At 64.2% G+C, this 21,363-nt stretch carries 21 protein-coding genes and 1 tRNA gene; 18 read left to right on the forward strand and 4 right to left on the reverse strand.

Annotation, left to right across the window (positions count from 1 at the left end; translation table 11 throughout):
• The first annotated feature begins 3 nt into the window (after positions 1-3).
• The 9 genes from CV770_RS23620 to CV770_RS23665 all read left to right on the forward strand — a co-directional run bounded on the left by CV770_RS23620 (position 4) and on the right by CV770_RS23665 (position 7,064).
• The gene (locus CV770_RS23620) at positions 4-1,080 is read left to right on the forward strand and encodes an NAD(P)H-dependent flavin oxidoreductase (protein ID WP_104464053.1); all 1,077 of its coding nucleotides are present in this window, start codon (positions 4-6) and stop codon (positions 1,078-1,080) included.
• Between the two features lie 76 nt (positions 1,081-1,156).
• Complete coding sequence (gene gatC / locus CV770_RS23625) at positions 1,157-1,444, forward strand: Asp-tRNA(Asn)/Glu-tRNA(Gln) amidotransferase subunit GatC (RefSeq protein ID WP_104464054.1); 288 nt, start codon at positions 1,157-1,159, stop codon at positions 1,442-1,444.
• Between the two features lie 14 nt (positions 1,445-1,458).
• Positions 1,459-1,671 carry a hypothetical protein gene (locus tag CV770_RS23630; protein WP_018321091.1) on the forward strand — a complete coding sequence of 71 codons (213 nt, stop codon included), beginning with the start codon at positions 1,459-1,461 and terminating at the stop codon, positions 1,669-1,671.
• Positions 1,668-3,143, forward strand: a complete 1,476-nt coding sequence (gene gatA / locus CV770_RS23635; RefSeq protein ID WP_091967005.1) for an Asp-tRNA(Asn)/Glu-tRNA(Gln) amidotransferase subunit GatA — start codon at positions 1,668-1,670, stop codon at positions 3,141-3,143. Before CV770_RS23630 ends, gatA begins: the two co-directional genes overlap by 4 nt.
• Positions 3,134-3,436 carry a hypothetical protein gene (locus CV770_RS23640; RefSeq protein WP_091967003.1) on the forward strand — a complete coding sequence of 101 codons (303 nt, stop codon included), beginning with the start codon at positions 3,134-3,136 and terminating at the stop codon, positions 3,434-3,436. Before gatA ends, CV770_RS23640 begins: the two co-directional genes overlap by 10 nt.
• Positions 3,433-4,911, forward strand: coding sequence for an Asp-tRNA(Asn)/Glu-tRNA(Gln) amidotransferase subunit GatB (gene gatB, locus CV770_RS23645; protein ID WP_104464055.1), 1,479 nt, complete (start codon positions 3,433-3,435; stop codon positions 4,909-4,911). Before CV770_RS23640 ends, gatB begins: the two co-directional genes overlap by 4 nt.
• 19 nt (positions 4,912-4,930) lie before the next feature.
• Positions 4,931-5,164 (forward strand): hypothetical protein, encoded by a 234-nt coding sequence (locus CV770_RS23650; RefSeq protein ID WP_201760004.1) that lies wholly within the window; start codon positions 4,931-4,933, stop codon positions 5,162-5,164.
• 1,328 nt (positions 5,165-6,492) lie between these two features.
• Complete coding sequence (locus tag CV770_RS23660; protein WP_018321086.1) at positions 6,493-6,759, forward strand: hypothetical protein; 267 nt, start codon at positions 6,493-6,495, stop codon at positions 6,757-6,759.
• A gap of 95 nt (positions 6,760-6,854) precedes the next feature.
• Positions 6,855-7,064 (forward strand): hypothetical protein, encoded by a 210-nt coding sequence (locus CV770_RS23665; RefSeq protein WP_104464056.1) that lies wholly within the window; start codon positions 6,855-6,857, stop codon positions 7,062-7,064.
• Positions 7,065-7,212: 148 nt separating this feature from the next.
• Here the strand turns inward: CV770_RS23665 and CV770_RS23670 are convergent.
• Positions 7,213-7,305, reverse strand: a tRNA-Ser gene (locus CV770_RS23670).
• Positions 7,306-8,119: 814 nt separating this feature from the next.
• Between CV770_RS23670 and CV770_RS23680 the strand changes: the two genes are divergently transcribed.
• The gene (locus CV770_RS23680; protein ID WP_104464057.1) at positions 8,120-9,688 is read left to right on the forward strand and encodes a porin; all 1,569 of its coding nucleotides are present in this window, start codon (positions 8,120-8,122) and stop codon (positions 9,686-9,688) included.
• Between the two features lie 590 nt (positions 9,689-10,278).
• Here CV770_RS23680 and CV770_RS23685 read toward each other — a convergent pair.
• The gene (locus tag CV770_RS23685) at positions 10,279-12,699 is read right to left on the reverse strand and encodes a lytic transglycosylase domain-containing protein (RefSeq protein WP_201760006.1); all 2,421 of its coding nucleotides are present in this window, start codon (positions 12,697-12,699) and stop codon (positions 10,279-10,281) included.
• A 279-nt stretch (positions 12,700-12,978) separates the two neighbouring features.
• Here CV770_RS23685 and dapA point away from each other — a divergent pair, with 279 nt between their 5' ends.
• From dapA to CV770_RS23705, 4 genes are read left to right on the forward strand one after another with little or no spacing between them, the layout of a single operon-like run.
• The gene (dapA, locus tag CV770_RS23690) at positions 12,979-13,869 is read left to right on the forward strand and encodes a 4-hydroxy-tetrahydrodipicolinate synthase (protein WP_104464059.1); all 891 of its coding nucleotides are present in this window, start codon (positions 12,979-12,981) and stop codon (positions 13,867-13,869) included.
• A gap of 54 nt (positions 13,870-13,923) precedes the next feature.
• Positions 13,924-14,337, forward strand: a complete 414-nt coding sequence (gene mscL / locus CV770_RS23695) for a large conductance mechanosensitive channel protein MscL (protein ID WP_201760007.1) — start codon at positions 13,924-13,926, stop codon at positions 14,335-14,337.
• Positions 14,338-14,396: 59 nt separating this feature from the next.
• A complete protein-coding gene (gene smpB / locus CV770_RS23700) occupies positions 14,397-14,870 on the forward strand; it encodes an SsrA-binding protein SmpB (RefSeq protein WP_018320004.1) in 474 nt (157 codons plus the stop codon).
• A gap of 4 nt (positions 14,871-14,874) precedes the next feature.
• On the forward strand, positions 14,875-15,456 hold the full coding sequence (locus CV770_RS23705) for a peroxiredoxin (protein WP_104464061.1): 582 nt from the start codon (positions 14,875-14,877) through the stop codon (positions 15,454-15,456).
• 9 nt (positions 15,457-15,465) lie between these two features.
• Here CV770_RS23705 and CV770_RS23710 read toward each other — a convergent pair whose 3' ends face one another.
• Positions 15,466-16,140 carry a uracil-DNA glycosylase gene (locus CV770_RS23710; protein ID WP_104464062.1) on the reverse strand — a complete coding sequence of 225 codons (675 nt, stop codon included), beginning with the start codon at positions 16,138-16,140 and terminating at the stop codon, positions 15,466-15,468.
• A complete protein-coding gene (locus tag CV770_RS23715; protein ID WP_018320007.1) occupies positions 16,121-16,765 on the reverse strand; it encodes a LabA-like NYN domain-containing protein in 645 nt (214 codons plus the stop codon). The genes CV770_RS23710 and CV770_RS23715 overlap by 20 nt, the downstream gene beginning before the upstream one ends.
• Positions 16,766-17,094: 329 nt before the next feature.
• On the opposite strand from CV770_RS23715, the gene rpoZ reads away from it, so the two are divergent.
• The 4 genes from rpoZ to acpS all read left to right on the forward strand — a co-directional run bounded on the left by rpoZ (position 17,095) and on the right by acpS (position 21,256).
• Complete coding sequence (gene rpoZ, locus CV770_RS23720; RefSeq protein ID WP_008133017.1) at positions 17,095-17,487, forward strand: DNA-directed RNA polymerase subunit omega; 393 nt, start codon at positions 17,095-17,097, stop codon at positions 17,485-17,487.
• 204 nt (positions 17,488-17,691) lie between these two features.
• Complete coding sequence (locus tag CV770_RS23725) at positions 17,692-19,977, forward strand: RelA/SpoT family protein (protein ID WP_018320008.1); 2,286 nt, start codon at positions 17,692-17,694, stop codon at positions 19,975-19,977.
• A gap of 110 nt (positions 19,978-20,087) precedes the next feature.
• On the forward strand, positions 20,088-20,840 hold the full coding sequence (locus tag CV770_RS23730; RefSeq protein ID WP_104464063.1) for a pyridoxine 5'-phosphate synthase: 753 nt from the start codon (positions 20,088-20,090) through the stop codon (positions 20,838-20,840).
• Complete coding sequence (gene acpS / locus CV770_RS23735; protein ID WP_028144381.1) at positions 20,837-21,256, forward strand: holo-ACP synthase; 420 nt, start codon at positions 20,837-20,839, stop codon at positions 21,254-21,256. Before CV770_RS23730 ends, acpS begins: the two co-directional genes overlap by 4 nt.
• Positions 21,257-21,363: the final 107 nt, after the last annotated feature.

Raw genomic sequence — 21,363 nt, forward strand, 5'->3', positions numbered from 1 at the left:
CCCATGTGGCCTGACCGTCGACTGATCGACCTCTTCAAGACCGAATTTCCGATCGTGCTGGCGCCGATGGCGGGTGTGATGGATGCGGAGCTGGTGATCGCCGTGGCAGAGGGCGGTGGGCTCGGCTCGTTGCCGAGCGCGATGCTGTCGCCGGAGAAGGCGCGCGAGCAGGTCAACATCATCCGCCAGCGCGTGAAGGCGCCAGTGAACATGAACTTCTTCTGCCACACGCCGGTTGACCTTTCGACCGAGGCCGAAGCGCGCTGGAAGCAGCGGCTCACGGGGTACTACACCGAGCATGGTCTCGATCCCGCGGCGCCGATCGCTGCGGCGAACCGGGCGCCGTTCGATGCCGCGTTCTGCGAGGTCGTCGAGGGGCTGAAGCCCGAGATCGTCAGCTTCCATTTCGGTCTGCCGGAGGAGGCGCTGCTCAAGCGCGTCAAGGCCGCCGGCTGCCTCGTCATCTCGTCGGCGACGACGGTGAAGGAGGCGGTCTGGCTCGAACAGCGCGGCGTCGATGCCGTCATTGCGCAAGGCGCCGAGGCCGGCGGCCATCGCGGCATGTTCCTGACCGACAAGATCTCCGAGCAGCCCGGCACGTTTGCGCTGGTGCCGCAGGTCGCCGATGCCGTGAAGGTGCCGGTGATCGCGGCCGGTGGCATCGCGGACGGGCGCGGCATCGCAGCCGCCTTCGCGCTCGGTGCCTCGGGCGTGCAGATCGGCAGCGCCTATCTGCGCTGTCCGGAGTCCAAGGTCAGCGCCGGCGGCCGCAAGGCGCTGGCTGAAGCGCGGGACGATTCCACCGTGATCACCAATGTCATGACCGGCCGGCCGGCGCGCGGAATCCAGAACCGCCTGATGCGCGAGGCCGGCCCGATTTCGCCGGATGCCCCGCCGTTTCCCCATGCCGCGACCGCGCTGGGACCATTGAAGACGGCTGCCGAAAAGCAGGGCAGGGTGGATTTCACCAATCTCTGGGCTGGACAGGCCGTTGCGCTGGGCCGCGAGGTCCCTGCGGCCGAATTGACCCGGGATTTTGCCAAATCGGCGCTGGCCCGCATGAAAGCGCTGGCCAGCTAAGTCCCGGCGCCGGTTGCGGCGCAAAACCGGCCTCTGCTATACGGCACATAGGTTTTGCCGTGAGAGGCCTTATATAATGTCCGTCGACGCCGCTACCGTCCGCCGCATCGCGCATCTGGCGCGCATCGCGGTTTCCGAGGGCGAGGTTCCGCATCTGCAGGGCGAGCTCAACGCCATGCTCGACTTTGTCGAGCAGCTCTCGGAGGTCAATGTCGAGGGCGTGGAGCCGATGACCTCGGTCACCCCGATGCAGATGAAGAAGCGGCAGGACGTGGTCAATGACGGTGAGATCGCCGACGATATCGTTGCCAACGCGCCCGCGACCGAAGGTCACTTCTTCCTGGTGCCCAAGGTCGTTGAATAAACAGGTTAGGTCCGATGTGCCTGCTTTGCGACGATGAGAAGGCCTATCAGGCCTACATGAACTATCTCGACAAGATGGAGCGGCAGGGCAAGGCTGCCGATCCCAACGTCGCCGTCAATGCCGTGCTCGACGAGATCGAGGCCGCCGCCAATGCGGCCGCCAAAAAAGACGACCCGGCCAACGACAAGACCCTGTCTCCTTTCTTCTGCAGCCCGATCAATAAATGACCGATTTGACATCGCTGACGCTCGCCGAGGCCCGCAAGGGTCTCGCCGACAAGACTTTCACGTCCCTCGAGCTGACCGACGCGCATCTGAGCGCGATCGAAGCCGCGCGCGTGCTCAATGCCTTCGTGATGGAGACGCCGGAGCAGGCGCGCGACATGGCGAAGGCCGTGGACGAGAAGATCGCCAAGGGCGATGCCGGCCCGCTCGCCGGCATTCCGCTCGGCATCAAGGACCTGTTCGCGACCAAGGGTGTGCGCACCACGGCATGCTCGAAGATCCTCGGCAATTTCGTGCCGACCTACGAGTCCACCATTACCTCGCAGCTGTGGCGCGACGGTGCGGTGATGCTCGGCAAGCTCAACAATGACGAATTCGCGATGGGCTCGGCGAACGAGACCTCGTGCTTCGGTCCGGTCGGCAATCCCTGGCGGCGCGAAGGAAGCAACACCACGCTGGTGCCGGGCGGCTCGTCCGGCGGCTCGGCCTCGGCCGTGGCGGCGCTGCTCTGCATGGGCGCGACCGCGACCGACACCGGCGGCTCGATCCGCCAGCCGGCGGCATTCACCGCGACCGTCGGCATCAAGCCGACCTATGGCCGCTGCTCGCGCTGGGGCATCGTCGCCTTCGCCTCCTCGCTCGACCAGGCAGGTCCCATTGCGCGCAGCGTGCGCGATGCCGCGATGCTGCTGCGCTCGATGGCCGGGCACGACCCCAAGGACACGACCTCGGTCGACATTGCCGTGCCGGATTACGAAGCCGCGATCGGCAAATCCGTGAAGGGCATGAAGATCGGCATTCCCAAGGAGTATCGCCTCGACGGCATGCCGGCCGAGATCGAAAAGCTCTGGAGTGAGGGCGCGGCCTGGCTGAAGGCGGCCGGCGCCGAGCTCGTCGAGGTGTCGCTGCCGCACACCAAATACGCGCTGCCGGCCTATTACATCGTGGCGCCGGCGGAGGCGTCCTCCAACCTCGCGCGCTATGACGGCGTCCGCTACGGCCTGCGCGAGCAGGCCAAGAACATCACCGAGCTCTATGAGAACACCCGCGCCGAAGGTTTTGGTGCGGAGGTCCGCCGCCGCGTCATGATCGGCACCTATGTGCTCTCGGCCGGCTATTACGACGCATATTATTTGCGCGCCCAGAAGGTGCGCACGCTGATCAAGAAGGATTTCGAGGATTGCTTCGCGAAGGGCGTCGACGCGATCCTGACGCCGGCGACGCCGTCGGCGGCCTTCGGCATCGGCGAGAAGGGCGGCGCCGATCCGGTCGAGATGTATCTCAACGACATCTTCACGGTGACCGTGAACATGGCGGGCCTGCCCGGCATCGCGGTGCCCGCAGGCAAGGACGCGCAGGGCCTGCCGCTCGGCCTGCAATTGATCGGCCGTCCGTTCGAGGAGGAGACATTGTTCTCGCTTGGCGAGGTGATCGAGCAGGCCGCCGGCCGCTTCACGCCCGCGAGGTGGTGGTGAATGCCGCCGCGTTCATCGCGAGCCTCGACGGCGCCGCGCCCGCGCCACACCTGAGCGCGCCGCTCGCTGGCCTCTGGTGGGCCGCGAAGGGCGACTGGGACCGCGCGCACAAGATCGTCCAGGACGAGAGCAGCCGCGACGCGGCCTGGGTGCACGCCTATCTGCATCGCGTCGAAGGCGATCTCGGCAATGCCGGCTACTGGTACCGCCAGGCCGGTCAGCCCGCTGCAAAGGATTCATTGGAAGCGGAGTGGGAGCGGATCGCTGTCACGCTGCTCGGGAGCACGACATGAGCACGGCCACGCACAAGCTTCTCAAGGGCGCCACCGGTGACTGGGAGGTGGTCATCGGCATGGAGATCCATGCCCAGGTGACGTCGAAGTCGAAACTGTTCTCCGGCGCGTCCACTGCGTTCGGGGGCGAGCCGAACTCGCAGGTGTCGCTGGTCGATGCCGCGATGCCGGGCATGCTGCCTGTGATCAACGAGGAATGCGTCAGGCAGGCTGTCCGGACCGGGCTCGGTCTCAACGCGCAGATCAATCTGCGTTCGGTGTTCGACCGGAAGAACTATTTCTATCCGGACCTGCCGCAGGGCTATCAGATCAGCCAGTACAAGTCGCCGGTGGTGGGCGAGGGCGAGGTGATCGTCGATCTTGATGGCGGCCGCAGTGTCTCCATCGGCATCGAGCGGCTGCATCTGGAGCAGGATCCCGGCAAAATGCTGCACGACCGGTCGCCTTCGCTGTCCTACATCGATTTCAACCGGTGTGGCGTGGCGCTGATGGAGATTGTCTCGAAACCGGACATCCGCGACGCCGAGCAGGCCAAGGCCTATGTGACCAAGCTGCGCTCGATCATGCGCTACCTCGGCACCTGTGACGGTGACATGGAGAAGGGATCCTTGCGCGCCGACGTCAATGTGTCCGTGCGCAAGCCCGGCGCGCCGCTCGGCACCCGCTGCGAAATCAAGAACATGAACTCGATCACCTTCATCGGCCAGGCGATCGAGTATGAAGCGCGGCGCCAGATCGAGATCCTGGAGGACGGCGGTCAGATCGAGCAGGAGACGCGTCGGTTCGATCCCAGCAAGGGCGAGACGCGCTCGATGCGGTCCAAGGAAGAGGCGCATGACTACCGCTACTTCCCCGATCCCGACCTGCTGCCGCTGGAGTTCAGCCAGGAATTCGTCGACGAGCTGAAGGCTGAGCTCCCCGAGCTGCCGGACCAGAAGAAGACGCGCTTCGTCGCAGATCTCGGCCTGTCGGCCTATGATGCGAGCGTGCTCGTCGCCGAGCGCGAGAGCGCGGTGTTCTACGAGACCGTGCTCGACAAGCTCGGCAACCGCGCGCGCGACGGCAAGATGGCGGCGAACTGGGTGATCAACGAGCTGTTCGGCCGTCTCAACAAGGAAGGCCGGGATATTACGGGCTCTCCAGTGAGCGCCGAGCAGCTCTCGGGGATCATCGACCTGATTGGCGACGGCACGATCTCGGGCAAGATCGCCAAGGATCTGTTCGAGATCGTCTGGCAGGAGGGCGGCGATCCCCGTGCGCTGGTCGAAAGCCGCGGCATGAAGCAGGTCACGGATCTTTCGGCGATCGAAAAGGTTGTCGACGACATCATCGCGGCCAATCCCGACAAGGCCGCGCAGGTCAAGGACAAGCCGCAGTCGCTCGGCTGGTTCGTCGGCCAGGTGATGAAGGCGTCGGGCGGCAAGGCCAACCCGCAGAGCGTCAACGACCTGCTCAAGTCCAAGCTCGGCGTCTGACGTCGCGCGTTCGAACGAGGTGACGACACGCTTCGTCACCTCGCTTTCGGTTCGTGATGCGACGCTCGCGCGCATCCTCGGCGGCAAACTTCATCCCGACCAGACGCGATGCGACGGCCGAATCGCCGTCACGCGATTCGCGCAAAAAGGCGGCTCGCACACGCTCTGGCGAGCGCTCGCGCCGTTAAGCATGAAAATAATTTCGTTGCCAAAAATCGCGACTCAGAGTCCGCGAAATGCCTTTGCAAGGTGATCTCGACCGTCACGATGCGCACCGTCGGGTCGATCGTGCGCGATGCGCGCGTGCAGGAAAATACTTGCTGCATAGAGTTTTCTGCAATCGCATCTCTCGCAGACATCGATGATGCGGGCACTCTGCGCGATCGTGCAAACACGTCATGCAGCGTGCTTGCATCGCGCTCGCCAAGCGCACGCGCCTTGCGCCGTCAACACTTCTTTAAGCGAGACGCTGTTTTTTTCGTTGTGTTGGTGTATTCGGGATGAGTGTGCACTCGATCCCCGAATGCATGCAGCGATTAAGCCATCTCACACATCGGAGGGCAACATGGCCAAGAAAGCTAAGAAGGCAAAGAAGGCGAAGAAGGCGAAGAGCGCAGTGAAGAAGACTGCGAAGAAGACCCGCAAGGTCGCCAAGAAGAAGTAACTTCGCTTCTGAAGTTGCCGGCTCCTCGAGAGCCGGCACGTCATCAGCGCCTCCCAGAGGTTCTGGTCGACGATAGAGGGTGTCGGCGAGACATCAGGTCAACGGTCGGATCGCTCTCTTCGCGGTCCGGCAGAAGAAACAAGTTTTCTTCGTTCGGTGCGGGGCCGGTTCTCCGGTTCTGCAATTTCACGAGTGGCCTCGCGGTCAAAGTGGAATCTGGCCCTGACGTGTTCGCCGACGCCCTCGTTCTCCTGAGGCCGGGGTATTGCCGGCATTCCTTTTCCCCACATTGCTGATCTGACCATAGCGTCATCGTTGCGCTGGCCGCTCCACCTTGGGCAGGCGAGGGCTGCGGCCCGATTGCGCGCTGCTCGCACGCCGCTTTACCATTCGCGATGTTATCGGCGGGCTCCGACCGGGCGATCGGGTACGGCGCGGCATCTCGAGCGACGTTGCTGACTCCGGATACCGGGGCGTCCGCCTGCCGCATTCGCTGAAGCTTCGGAATTCCAAGACGACGGGCCTCGGCGAAGCCTCGGCCGTAGCCGGGGCGCGGGTGACGACAGCGAGTTGGGGACGCCACAGGATGCGCCCACCGCATGCGATGGTTATCGATGTCCCAAAATCCCAGGGTAAACCAAATCTGACGAATCGCAGAAGTGCCTGCAAATCAGGGGCTTCTTGAATTCTGCGCGCCGGTGCCGCGTGCTCGCGTTTACGTCTGCTTCATCGCGATACTTAAACTGCCATTCAAATTTGCCAGCCATCATCGCCTCCAACAAGCCGGCAAACGGCGTTGGGCAAGAAGACTAAGGGATGAGTTGAACAGTGCACGGTCCCGGGAAGGGTCATGCACATCAGAGTTGGACGGGAGCCGCGCTCGGGGGAGCAAGGCACAAGAAAAAAGGGGATGCGTTATGTTTCAGGGTACTTTCGATCTGGAGACGGCAACGCCGATCGACGCGACCGCGCTGTCGGACGTGCTGTTCGAGCGCGGGATCTATTGGGCGAGCGGCCGTTCCGGGCTCGTCGATCTCGTCGCCGCGCACAAATGGTTCAACCTCGCCGCCCTGAAGGGCCGCAAGGACGCCGTGACCCTGCGCCAGGAAGTCGCCGGGCAGATGTCGGATGCCGAGATCTCGGCCGCGCAGCGCGAGGCGAGGGCGTGGGTCTCCACGCACTGAACCGGGAATCGGATCCATACCCGTGTTCGCACGGGTGGGCCGGGTTGCGCTGAATCAAGTTTCTTCGTCGTGCCGCCACATAAGACCCGTGCGGCATGAGCGAGCCCGACATCAATGGACGATGGCTGCCGATGCAGATCGCTCCCGATGAGTGCGATCTGGAACTCGGACGTCCGCACAAGACGGGGATTCTGCCCTGGTCGTTTCCGTGCCGGCGCAGGTCCGGCGTCTGGTACAATGTCTGGGCCGGCGAAGCGGTGCTGATTTCGCCCTCGCATTGGCGGATCTGGCGGTTCCACCGCTAGGCGCGGACCGAACACATACCCACACATATAAGATAGCGCGAATCGAGCTGGAGCTCGCCGCGCCTATCCTTGCGCCAGGCTTTCGCGCGGCCTCACGAGCGCATTCAGGGGAAAGAACGCCCAGGCCTTGATTGATTCTGCCGCTGGGTGGCGGAGAGGGAGGGATTCGAACCCTCGATACAGCTTGAGACCGTATGACGCTTTAGCAAAGCGTTGCCTTCAGCCACTCGGCCACCTCTCCGGTGCGAGCCTTATGCATCTAATTACTCGGGCCGGTCAATTTGGAAGCGCGTGTTTTCGCTCGAATATTCCCAGCGATTTTCGCGACAAAGCAGTTTGGCCCCGGAGCGTGACCGTAACGTTGCGAGAATCGGCACAGAGTTGGAGCGTGCGGCGCATCTCGGAGGATAGTTCCGCCTATGAGATCGTCTTAGCTCGCGTAAGGGACTGAGTTTACTGGAAGAATCGATGGGGCGGGGGGGGGGCGGTCGAAAGTTCGATTCGTGGCAGCTCCGCCAGCCGGCTCCAATAGCCCCCGCTATCCGCAAAGGTGCTCGTCGCGCACCTTAAAGCCGTGCCTGCATCAGGCTGGGAGGCGCGGAGCAGGTCGATGCGTTCTCCTTGAGTCTCCCTCCGATTCTACGATTCGAGTGCGTCAAAGCCCCTCCAGGCCGAGACCTCGCTTGCGGTGCCTTAAGTGGGGAACTTTGATGGCAGAAGGAACCGTCTCTAAAACAACAATAAAAACAATATGTTGCGAGGGCGCTCTGATCACATCTGCGTGTTATTTGTGCAACACCCGTCGGAAAACAAGCTTCATAGGCCCGTTTCAAAGCGTTCTCTTGTTGTGTGTGCAAGGACGTTCGGTAATTGTGACTGAGCGACGGAGGGGGGCATCCCGAGGTCGTCCCGTTTAGGTCATTTCGCTTAAGTCCCTCGCGTTCATGCGGGTGTGTCCGAAGACGCGAAGGAGCCCGGAGCGGTGATTTAGAGGGGGTTGGGGAATTGGCCGTCCGGTCAGTGACCTTCCCTGAAGAGCAACTTGGAGGTTTAACATGAAGTTGGTTAAGAGCCTTTTGCTCGGCTCAGCGGCGGGTCTGATCGCCGTGGGCGGAGCTCAAGCAGCCGATCTGCCCGTGAAGGCCAAGGCGGTCGAATACGTGAAGATCTGCTCGCTGTACGGCGCGGGCTTCTACTACATCCCGGGCACCGACACCTGCATCAAGCTGGGTGGTTATCTGCGCGCTGAAGTCGCGCTGAACACCAACTCGAGCTTCAGCGGTCAGCTCACCGGCAACAACGGTGGGCGCAACCGTCTGACGAACTACTACACCATGCGCGCTCGTGAAGATCTCAACATCGACACGCGCACCGCGACCGAGTACGGCGTCGTCCGTACCTTCTTCGACGGCGTGTTCTCCTGGACCACCGGCAACTACGCCGGCACGGGCAGCGCGACGGGCGCGACCGCCTACAGCGGCACGCTGGCTCTCAACACCTCCGGCGCCACCCCGGTGCTCGTTGGTTCGTCGATCAACGGCACCGACGGCAACACCTCGGGCGGTTCGCTCGGCGTGTACTACGCCTTCATCCAGTTCGCTGGCTTCACCATGGGTAAGGCCGTGTCGCAGTTCGACGCGCCCTGGACCAACTATCCCGGCAACAACTTCGACAGCCTCGTCGGCGGCAGCGGCACGGTCACTGGTGTCAACCAGTTCACCTACACCGCTGACTTCGGTCAGGGCGTGACGGCGTCGTTCTCGGCGGAAGACGCGACGGCCTACTACCAGGCCGGCAACCTGAACATGAGCGGTGCCGCCGGTCTCAGCGGTGTGACGGGTGCAGCTTATGGCTCCAATGCCATCGGCGGTTCGCGTTCCCCGAACCTCGTCGGTATGGTTCGTGTCGACCAGGCTTGGGGTCTGTTCCAGGCGTCGGTCGCTGCGCATGACAACCACGTTGCCTACTACGGCGCTACGGAGGCCACTGGCCACCCCGACGACAAGTGGGGTTGGGCGGTTCAGCTCGCTCTGTCGATCAAGAACATCCCGACTGGTGCGGGTGACGTGATCAACATTTCGGGTGTCTACACCGACGGTGCGACCCGCTACAACTTCCAGAACCTTGCGGGCGGCTCGTACGCCATTTATGGCAGCTCGAATGTAGCTTACGCGAGCGTTGGTGCTGCCAGTGCCCCGGACACGGTGTTCGTGACCGGCGGCCAGCAGGAAACCATCAAGACCTGGGGCTTCCGTGGCGCTTACACGCATAACTGGGATCCCTACTGGAACACCGCGATCTACGGTGCCTACGCTCAGGCACAGTTCGGTAGCTTGGCTAAGGGCACCCTCTGCGGCCCTGCGGGCGTCATCACGGCAGTTGCTGGCGTGACGAGCTGTAATCCCGACTTCGCCGTCGGCCAGGTCGGTATCATCACCCGCTGGACCCCGGTCAAGAACCTCACGTTCTCGGCTGACCTCAACTGGACCCACCTCGACCAGAAATATGCTGGTGTGGTGACCACCACGGCAATCAATGGCCCGGCTGCCAAGCCGATCGCCACCTACCAGCTCAAGGATCAGGACACCATCACCCTGCTCCTCCGCGCTCAGCGCAACTGGTAAGTTCGGTCTAACGACCTGACAGAGAGCCCCGGCGGGAAACCGCCGGGGCTTTTCTTTTGCCGCGATGCTTGCCTTCTCGCTGGGCGCAATGGGCCAAGTTTGGCGCATCGCCCTCCATCTTCGTTGCGATCTAATGGAAGCCGTGGTGGGGGGCAGGGCAATCGCATACGGCATTTTCCCCCAGCTGAGCGCGCGCCTCGTCCTTCCAGACGACTGTGAAGCCTGTCATCGGGCCGCGCTTGCGCGGACCCGGCGGCGGTCTCCTAGAGGCCAAGCGGCATCGATGCCCGCCAAGACTGCTGCCGCACGCTCGGTCCTCATCCTGAGGGCCCGCCAACGGCGGGCGTCTCGAAGGATGGCCACAGAGGGGTCGCTTCCAAATGCGATTGCTCTGGAGTGGGAGAGGGAAGCTCCGCGCTTCCCATCCTGATAGCGGCGCGCAGGGGTGCACTGCCGTTGGCCGGCTGGCCTCGCAAACGCCTCGCTGGTCTGCCTTTGCAGCGGCGGCGCCAGGCGCCTTCATCTGCACCGCGAGGCAACGGCAGCGCTCGCCACCCATGCTCGCGGCTGCGAATCGAAAGAGCGGATCGCTATTCCACGCTGCCGGCGCCACGGCGCAGATCGGCTTCGATCTGCAGCCGCGTGCCGCCGCCGAAGCGGGCACGGTAGACTTGCAGGTTCTCCATGATCCGCTGCACGTAGTTGCGCGTCTCGGAGAACGGAATCAGCTCGACCCAGTCGACCGCGTCGACCTTGGGGTCGCGCGGATCGCCGTAGCGCTCGACCCACTTCTTCACGCTGCCGCGGCCGGCATTGTAGGCGGCGAAGGTCATGATGTAGGAGCCGCGATAATCCTCGAGCAGTCCGCCGAGCTCGGCCGAGCCGAGCGTGGCGTTGTAGACCGAATCGTTCTTCAGCCGCCCCAGATCGTAAGTCGCGCCGTGACGCTTGCAGACATAGCGCGCGGCGTCGGGCGTCACCTGCATCAGGCCGTAGGCCTGCGCCGGCGAGACCACCGACGGATTGAATGCGCTCTCCTGCCGCGCGATCGCGTAGACGATGCTGCGCTCGACCTCGGGACCGATCGGCGTGAACTGTGGAATGCCGTTGACGGGGTAGGCGTAGAAGTCGAACGGCAGGCCGCGATTGAGCGCGGCCTTGCCGAGCAGCAGCATGCCGCGCGCGTCGTTGTAGCGCTGGGACAGCTCGCCGAGGCCGGCGAGCGCTTCGGGATCGCCGTTCTCGCCCATGTCGGCCAGCAGCGGTATCGCCATCTCGCGCTCGTCGAGCTCGTAGAGCAGGTGCGCGGCGCGCACGATCTCCAGCCGTTCGGCGCCGCGGCCGCGCGGCTGGCTGTTGAGCTCGATCTGCGGCAGGCCGAGCTTGGCCCGGGCGAGCTGGCCGTAATAGCTGGTCGATTGTTCGGCTGCGCGGGCATAGGCGTTGCGCGCCTCCTGCTGGCGTCCCGCCGCTTCCGCGGCGCGGCCCTGCCAATACCCCGCACGCGCCAGCGCGGTCGGATTGACGCTGCCGACGCCGATGCGGGCGAAATGCTGGGTGGCGGCCGCGGGGTCGTTGAGGAAGCGCAGCGCGATCCACCCGGCCGTGAATTCCTGCTCGGTCTTGTAGATGTCGCGCGAGGGCAGTGCGGCGTCGCGCGCGATCAGATAGGCGCTGCGGAATTCCTCGGTGTCGATCATCTTGCGCGCCAAAAGACGCCGCTCGATCCACCATTCGTCGAGATTGTGGAGCCGGTTCGGATCCTTCGGCGCCGACAGCATGAGCTGGGCTGCCTCGGCGAACTTCTCCTCGCGGCGCAGCAGCTGGATCTTGCTGAAGGTGAAGCCGGGGTCGTTGTGCAGCTCGCGGGGAACGGCGTCGAGCAGCGCACGCGCGTTCGGCGCCTTCTTGACGGCGGCGATGCGGGCCTTGGCAAGTGCGACATAGCCGGCACCCAGGCGCTTTGCGGCGCGCAGCGCGGCCTCGTTCTCGCTGCCGTAGAGTAGGGTGTCCATCCGCGCCTTCTGGTCACCCGGTGTCAGCAGGGCGCCGAACTGATCGAGCGCGTTGTTCTCGGTATCCTCGGACATCGGATCGCTGCGCCAGGCCTCGCGCACCAGCCGCTCGGCATTGGCGCGGTCGCCGCGCGCCAGCATCGCCTTGGCGAGCGTGAAGCGGCCCTTGGCGGAGATCGGAGATTCGTTCTCGAACCACGACCACGCGACGGAATCGTCGCGCCTGTCGTCCCACATCGCGGCCTCGAGGCGCCGGCGCAGGAAGGTCTGCGACGGCCAGCTCGGATTGGCGGAGAGGAAGGCGCGGTAGCGCTCCACGGTGGCGCCATTGTCCTCGCTGCGCAGGATGATCCATTCCGCGAGTTTTCGCGCGACCGGATCCGAGATGCCGGCTGCGACATTGCTGGCCTCACCCGCCTTGCGCTTGCGCACGAGCTCGATGACGCTCTCGAGGGCGTCCTTGTCGCCCTGGGGCGTCGACGACGTCGCAGCGACCGCGGCCGGTATGACCGGCTTGCGCGGCGCGGCATGCTGGCGCGTCGCCGGGGCCAGCACGGGCGCTGCGGCCGGTCTGGCCGCGGGGGCGGAAGGTCTGACGGTGGCGGTCACCGCCGGCGCGGGGGCGGTCTTCGGCGACGAACCGCTGGCGGCCGGATGCGATTTCGGCGCAGGGGCCGAAGCGGCGGGCTTGGGCTTGTCCTTCGCGGGCTCTTTTCCGGGGCTCTTGCCGGCGTCCTTGCCAGCATCCTTGGCCGGTTTCTTCGCAGCGTCCTTGGCCGGAGCGCCGGCGGCAGCCTTGCTCGCGCCCTTGCTTGCGCCCGGGCTTGCTCCTTTGGCCGCGTCCTTCGAGGTTTCCTTGCCGGTTCCCTTGGACGAGCCCTTCGCGCTGTCCTTGGCAGCGTCCTTGGCGGCTGGCTTCGCGGTGTCCTTGCCAGCTTCCGCCGTCGTCTCATTGGACTTGGCCAGGGCGGCGCAGCCGACCGATAGCCCTGCCATCAGGCACACGATGAGACCGGCGGATCGCCAGGCGGCACGAGGGAATGAGGTCACGGGTTTGGTCGCCCCGAATCAGTCAAGTGGCTCAAGATCTAGCTGTATTTGATTGAATATGCGGACAAAATACCAACAGCGGCTTACCGCGGGCCGGTTTGCACCACTACCGCGGCAAAATCGCGGCCTAAACGGTGCGTCACACGGAAGCGGGCCTTTTACCGGCGGGATAGACCCGATATGAAAGGGGCTTGCTCAAGAGATAGCCGCGTACGGAGGAAGTCCATGGCAGCCAAGACGAAATTCCGGGGGTCGTTCACCGCCTTGGTCACGCCGTTCAAGAACGGCTCGCTGGACGAGGCGGCATTCCGATCCCTGGTCAACTGGCAGATTTCGGAGGGCACCAACGGCCTGGTCCCGGTCGGCACCACCGGCGAGAGCCCGACGCTCAGCCATGACGAGCACAAGAAGGTGGTCGAATGGTGCATCGCTGAAGCCAAGGGCCGCGTGCCTGTGATCGCGGGCGCAGGCTCCAACTCGACCAAGGAGGCGATCGAGCTCGCCCAGCACGCCGAGAAGGCGGGCGCGGATGCCGTGCTGGTGGTGACGCCTTACTACAACAAGCCGACCCAGGAAGGCATGTACCAGCACTTCAAGGCGATCAACGACGCGATCGGCATTCCGATCATCATCTACAACATCCCGCCGCGCTCGGTGATCGACATGTCGGTCGACACCATGAAGCGGCTGTGGGAGCTGAAGAACATCGCCGGCGTGAAGGACGCCACCGCCAGCATGGTGCGCGTGTCGCAGCAGCGTGCGGCGATGGGCGAGGATTTCAACCAGCTCTCGGGCGAGGACGCGACCATCATCGGCTACATGGCGCATGGCGGCCACGGCTGCATCTCGGTGACGTCGAACGTCGCGCCGCGCCTGTGCTCGGAGTTCCAGGCCGCCTGGGCGAGGGGTGACCATGCCGCCGCGCTGAAGATCCACGACAAGCTGATGCCGCTGCACAACAACCTCTTCATCGAGAGCAACCCGGCGCCGATCAAGTACGCGATGTCGCTGCTCGGCAAGCTCGAGGAGACGCTGCGGCTGCCGATGGTGCCGGTCTCCGAGCCGACCCGCGTTGCCGTGCGCAGCGCCATGGTGCACGCTGGCCTCATCAACTGATAGGTTGACCTATCGGGGAGGCCGTTCATGAGCGTCGACGAAAAGGGCAGGCGGATGCTCACGGAGTTCCGCGAATTCGCCATGAAGGGCAACGTCGTCGATCTCGCGGTCGGCGTCATCATCGGTGCGGCCTTCGGCGCCATCGTCACCTCGCTGGTCGGTGACATCATTATGCCGATCATCGGCGCTGCGACCGGCGGCCTCGACTTCTCGAACTACTTCGCCCCCTTGTCGAAGGCGGTGACCGCCACCAACTTAGCGGATGCGAAAAAGCAAGGCGCCGTACTTGCTTACGGCAGCTTCCTGACGCTGACGATCAACTTCATCATCGTCGCCTTCGTGCTGTTCCTGGTGATCCGCGCCATAAACACACTGAAGCGGAAGGAAGAGACCAAGCCCGCGGAGCCGCCGAAACCGTCGGAGGAGGTTGTGCTGCTGACCGAGATCCGCGATCTCCTCAAGAAGTGACGCGCGCGCTTCATCCAAACTGTTAGCATCGCTGCGCATCGCGCTCAGGTTTCGTCGCCATGGCTGAAAAGAACGAACGTCCGATCAAGGTCATGGCGGAAAATCGCAAGGCCCGCTTCAACTATGCGATCGAGGATACGATCGAGGCGGGGATTGCGCTGACCGGCACCGAGGTCAAGTCGATCCGCAACGGCAAGAGCACGATCGCGGAGTCCTATGCCGATTCCAAGGACGGCGAGATCTGGCTGATCAACGCCACCATTCCCGAATATCTGCAAGGAAACCGCTTCAATCACGAGCCCAAGCGGCCGCGAAAGCTGCTGCTGCATCGCCGGCAGATCAACAAGCTGATGGGCGCCGTCGACCGCGAGGGCATGACGCTGATCCCGCTCAAGCTCTATTTCAATGAGCGTGGGCGCGCCAAATTGCAGCTGGCGGTTGCAAAAGGCAAGAAGCTCCACGACAAGCGCGAGACCGAAAAGAAGCGCGATTGGAGCCGGGAGAAGGGCCGCCTGATGCGGGCGAGGGGATAGCGAGATGAATCAACGGAACCTGCTCGAGGTCGATTGGAGCCAGATTCCCGCACCTGAAGACGACGGCGCGGCCGCGCATCTGACCGGCATGACGCTGCCGCCAATCGGCCTGCTCGCGACCAACGACACCTCGGTGACGCTGTCGGCGCTGCGCGGCCGGACCGTGGTGTTCGCTTATCCCCGCACCGGCGAACCCGGCAAGATTTCGTTGGTCGACGATTGGGACATGATCCCGGGTGCACGCGGGTGCACGCCGCAGACTTGCGCATTTCGCGATCTGTTCGCTGAGCTGAAGGGCGCCGGCGCCTCCCACGTGTTCGGCCTCTCGACCCAGAGCAACGAGTACCAGACCGAGATGGCGTCACGGCTGCATCTGCCGTTCCCCGTGCTGTCGGACGAGAAGTTGGCGCTGACGCGCGCGCTCAATCTGCCGACGATGGAGGTCGCGGGCCTGACCCTGATCAAGCGTCTTGCGCTGATCGTCGACGACGCCAGAATCACGCATGTATTCTACCCGGTGTTTCCGCCCGACCGGAACGCCGGCGACGTCCTGGACTGGCTGAAGGCCAATCCGGCCCAGGCCTGAACCAGGGCGCTAATCGAGATCCGCCTTCACCTTCGCGAACACCGACCGGAACATGTCCGGCGTCAGCACGCCGGTATTCGTGTTGTAGCGCGAGCAGTGATAGCTGTCGTAGAGCCTGAACGCGCCGGCCGGATGCACGGCGCCGTGGCCGAAGGGGGCCTGCGAGGCCTTCAGCTTCAGCGGCTTGAGCACGCTGTCGTGCGCAATCCGCCCGAGCGCGATGATCGCGCGCAGCTTCGGCATCGTCTCGAGATTCGCGACGAGGAACTGGCGGCAGGTGTTGATCTCCACCGGCAGCGGCTTGTTCTGCGGCGGAACGCAATGCACTGCATTGGCGATCCGGCAGTCGACCAGCTTCAGGCCGTCATCGGGACGTGCCTGATAGGTGCCCTTGGCAAAACCAAATTCGAGCAGCGTGGCATAGAGTAGGTCACCGGCGTAATCGCCGGTGAACGGCCGTCCCGTGCGGTTGGCGCCCTGCATCCCCGGCGCGAGGCCGACGATCAACAGGCGTGCCTTGACGTCGCCAAAAGGCGCGACCGGCGCGTTGTGCCACAACGGCTCGCGCGCCCGGTTCGCCTCGCGAAAGGCGACCAGGCGCGGACAGAGCGGACAATTGCGGTCGGGAACGACGGTGGGAGGCTGGCGACTTGACCGGGCCGCCTCACTCCTCGAAGTCGTCATCGCCCCTCGGCGCCATGGTGGTTGCGCGCTGGAGGAATTGCGGGGCGTGGTGGCGGGCCTCGCGATCGCCGCGGTCGCGCGGGGCGGGGCGTTCGGAGGGATCGCGGCCGAGCTTGGATTGCAGCTCGACGAGGTCGGTGAAGACGTCGGCCTGGCGGCGCAGCTCGTCGGCGATCATCGGCGGCTGGCTGGCGATGGTGGAGATCACCGTGACCCGCACGCCGCGGCGCTGCACGGCCTCGACCAGGGAGCGGAAGTCACCGTCACCGGAGAACAGCACCATCTGGTCGATGTGCTCGGCAAGCTCCATGGCGTCCACGGCGAGCTCGATGTCCATGTTGCCCTTGACCTTGCGGCGGCCGGAGGCGTCGATGAACTCCTTGGTCGCCTTGGTGACGACGGTGTAGCCGTTGTAATCCAGCCAGTCGATCAGCGGGCGGATCGAGGAGTATTCCTGATCCTCGATGATGGCGGTGTAGTAGAACGCCCGAAGCAGCGTTCCGCGGCTCTGAAACTCCTTCAGCAGGCGCTTGTAGTCGATGTCGAAGCCCAGAGTTTTCGCCGTCGCGTAGAGATTGGCTCCGTCGATGAAGAGCGCGATCTTGTCGGTAGAGGAAGGTGACATTCAGTTTGCTCGCGTAGTGTTCGTGATTGATCGTTTATTGTTGGCGCGGCGGCAGCAGGCCGCGCAGTTCTAGGGTGCCGCCGAAATCCGTCGAAGCCGCAAATCCGGAGAAGTCGGGGCAAACAAGGTATAGTTATGGCGGACTTTCATAGACCCGGCGCCGCCCTCGATGGCAGCCCGGGTAACCGCCCATCCCAGCCCCAATGTGGGGGTAGCAGAGCCGTTTGGCGAGGCCAAATCACAAATTGGCCTTGCGAAACCGCCCCAGCCCCTATAACTAGCCCCAATCATCCACATATTTCGTCCCACCCACAACGGAGCGACAGTCCATGGCTCGCGTCACCGTAGAAGATTGTATCGACAAGGTCGACAACCGGTTTGACCTGGTCCTGCTGGCCGCCCACCGTGCCCGCATGATTTCGTCCGGTTCACAACTAACGGTTGACCGCGATAACGACAAGAACCCTGTTGTGTCTTTGCGCGAAATAGCTGACACGACCATTTCGCCCGAGGACCTGCGCGAGGAGCTGGTGCACTCGCTCCAGAAGTTCGTCGAGGTCGACGAGCCCGAGCCGGATACGGTGCCGCTGATCGGTTCCGCTGGCGCGAGCGTCGATGCGGACGACACTGAAGTCGCCGTCGAGCGCATGACCGAAGAGGAGCTCCTGAAGGGTCTCGAAGGCCTCGCGCCGCCCGAGGAGCAGCCCGAGGAAGACGAGTAAATCGTCCGTCGCGATCGTCGATTTCTTGTGATTTTATCAAAGGCCCGAACCGGTGTTCGGGCCTTTGCTTTTGTTGACGTTTTCGTGGTTACCATGCGTTGTACTTGGCGATGCGTCCTGTCACTGAATTGATCGGACACAAGCGCGATCGGAGCTAAGATGTATACAGCGGGCCGGCTCGGGCTCGTTTGAAGGCAGGACGGGATGGTATATCGGCGCCGCAGATCCACGCAGATGCAGGCCGCAACGGAATCGGTTGCCGTGGCCCCGACTGCGCCGGTCGCGCGCCCGGCCAAGCCGCGCGCGCGCATGATGCGTCAATATGACCTCGTCGAGCGCGTCAGGTCCTACAATCCCAACACCAACGAAGACCTGCTGAACCGCGCCTATGTCTACGCCATGAAGGCGCACGGCTCGCAGACCCGAGCCTCGGGCGATCCGTATTTCTCGCACCCGCTCGAAGTGGCAGCGATTCTCACCGACCTCAAGCTCGACGACGCCACCATCGTGGCCGCGCTGCTCCACGACACCATCGAGGACACCGAAGCGACGCGGGCCGAGATCGACCAGATCTTCGGGCCGGAGATCGGCGCGCTGGTCGAGGGCCTGACCAAGCTGAAGCGGCTCGAGCTAGTGTCGCGGGAGGCCAAGCAGGCCGAGAACCTGCGCAAATTGTTGCTGGCCATTGCTGACGATGTCCGCGTGCTCCTGGTCAAGCTCGCCGACCGCCTGCACAACATGCGCACGCTGGATTTCGTGCCGACGGAGTCGCGCAGGCGCATCGCCGAGGAGACGCTCGACATCTATGCGCCGCTGGCGGGCCGCATGGGCATGCAGGAAATGCGCGAGGAACTGGAGGATCTGTCCTTCCGCACCCTTGATCCCGAGGCCTATTCGGTGGTGATGCAGCGCCTCGACGCGCTCGCCGAACGCAACCGCAATCTGATCGGCGAGATCGAGGACCAGCTCTCCAACAATCTGCGCCACCGGGGCTTGGGGGCGCGGGTCTATGGCCGCCGCAAGAAGCCGTTCTCGATCTGGACCAAGATGGAGCGCAAGTCGGTCGGCTTCGAGCAATTGTCCGACATCTTCGGCTTCCGTCTCGTCGTCAACGACATCGAGGCCTGCTATCGCGCGCTCGGCATCGTCCACACCACTTGGCCGGTCGTGCCGGGACGCTTCAAGGACTACATCTCGACGCCGAAGCAGAACGACTACCGCTCGATCCACACCACGGTGATCGGCCCCGGCAACCAGCGCGTCGAGTTGCAGATCCGCACCGAGGCGATGGACCAGATCGCCGAGCGCGGCATCGCCGCGCACGTCTTCTACAAGGAGGGCGTCGGCTCGCCGACCGAATTCCTCAAGCGTGAGTCCAATGCGTTTGCCTGGCTGCGCCACACCATCGGCATCCTCTCGGAGAGCGCCAACCCGGAGGAATTCCTCGAGCACACCAAGCTCGAACTGTTCCACGACCAGGTGTTCTGCTTCACCCCGAAGGGCAAGCTGATCGCGCTGCCGCGCCATGCCAACGTGATCGACTTCGCCTATGCCGTGCACACCGACGTCGGCAACAGCGCGGTCGGCTGCAAGATCAACGGTCAGTTCGCGCCGCTGTCCTCGGAGCTGCAGAACGGCGACGAGGTCGAGGTACTGACCTCGGAAGCGCAATCGGCGCCGCCCTCGGCCTGGGAGACGCTTGCGGTCACCGGCAAGGCGCGCGCCGCGATCCGCCGTGCCACGCGGACTGCGGTGCGCGATCAATATGCCGGTCTCGGCCGGCGCATCGTGGAACGCCTGTTCGAACGCGCCAAGATCGAATACGCCGACGACAAGCTCAAGGGCGCGCTGCCGCGGCTCGCGCGCACCTCGATCGAGGACGTAATGGCGGCGGTGGGCCGCGGCGAGATCAAGGCCTCCCACGTCGCGCGTGCGATGTACCCCGACTACAAGGAGGAGCGCATCGCGCGCTACGGCGTCAAGAAAGGGCTTGCCGCCAAGCTCAAGGAGAAGTCGTCGGAGCCGCCGCGCAGCCCCGTCGCGATCCCGATCCGCGGCATCAATTCCGACCTCCCGATCAAGTTCGCACCGAATGGCGGCGCCGTGCCGGGCGATCGCATCGTCGGCATCGTCACGCCGGGCGAGGGCATCACGATCTACCCGATCCAGGCGCCGGCCCTGAAGGATTTCGAGGAGGAGCCGGAGCGGTGGCTCGACGTCCGCTGGGACATCGAGGACTCCGCGCCGCAGCGCTTCCCCGCCCGCATCAAGGTCGAGAACGTCAACGAGCCCGGTGCGCTGGCGCAGATCGCGACCGTGATCGCCGAGCACGACGGCAATATCGACAACATCAGCATGCAGCGCCGCTCGCCTGATTTCACGGAGACGACGATCGATCTCGAAGTCTACGATTTGAAGCACCTCAGCGCGATCCTGGCCCAGCTGCGCGCGAAGGCGGTCGTCGCCAAAGTCGAACGTGTTAATGGATGATGCTTGTCGTTGCCGGGCTTGACCCGGTAACCCATCTCTTCAAAGAAGATGGATGCGCGGGTCGAGCCCGCGCATGACGAGTTGGGAAATGTCACTTCGCGAGTCCTGAAATGCCCGCAATTCCGCTTCGCCTCGGCGTCAATATCGATCACGTCGCAACCGTGCGTAACGCGCGGGGCGGCCGCCATCCCGATCCGGTGCGCGCGGCGCTGATGGCTATCGAAGCCGGCGCCGACGGCATCACCGCCCATTTACGCGAGGATCGCCGCCACATCCGCGACGAGGACATGGCGCGGCTGAAGGCCGAGATCTCCAAGCCGCTCAATTTCGAGATGGCAGCGACCGACGACATGATGCGCATCTCGCTCGCCACCAAGCCGCACGCGGTGTGCCTGGTGCCGGAGCGCCGGCAGGAAGTGACCACCGAAGGCGGGCTGGATGTGGTCGGCCAGCACAACGCGCTCGCGCCCTACATCGCCCGGCTGAACGATGCCGGCATTCGGGTCTCCCTGTTCATCGCCGCCGATCCCGCCCAGATCGAGATGGCGGCGCGGCTGCGCGCGCCTGTGATCGAGATCCACACCGGCGCCTGGTGCGACGCCGTCGTCGACGGCCACACGACCAAGGCCGAGGCCGAATGGCAGCGGATCGTGGCGGGCGTGAAGCTGGCGAAGGCCGCCGGGCTGGAGGTTCATGCCGGGCACGGGCTCGACTATGCAACGGCAGAGACGATTGCCGCCCTTCCAGAGATCATGGAGCTCAACATCGGCTACTACATGATCGGCGAGGCGCTGTTCGTCGGTCTTGCCGAGACGGTGCGCAGCATGCGCGCGGCGATGGACCGCGGCCGGAGCCGGGCATGATCATCGGCATCGGCTCCGACCTGATCGACATCACCCGCGTCGGCAAGGTGATCGAGCGGCACGGCGAGCGCTTCCTCGACCGCATCTTCACCGCGGCCGAGCGGGCCAAGGCGGAGCGGCGGGCCAAGAACGAGAAGATGGTGGTGGCGACCTACGCCAAGCGCTTCGCCGCCAAGGAGGCATGCTCCAAGGCGCTCGGCACCGGGATCCGGCGCGGCGTGTGGTGGCGCGACATGGGGGTGGTCAACCTGCCGGGCGGGCGGCCGACCATGCAACTGACCGGCGGGGCGCTGGCCCGGCTCCAGGCCCTGACCCCGGAGGGGTTCGAGGCGCGGATCGACCTGTCGATCACCGATGACTGGCCGCTGGCGCAGGCCTTCGTCATCATTTCGGCCGTCCCGCTGCCGAAACCCTGAGGGGCCCGGGGCCATATTATGATTTGTGTTATAAATCAATATCTTATCGAGTTTTGACGCGATCCTTGATTGCGTGGCCTCCGACAACCGTCTAAAAGTCCGCGGAC

This window comes from Bradyrhizobium sp. AC87j1 (genome assembly GCF_002936975.1).
GTDB classification, from domain to species: domain Bacteria; phylum Pseudomonadota; class Alphaproteobacteria; order Rhizobiales; family Xanthobacteraceae; genus Bradyrhizobium; species Bradyrhizobium shewense.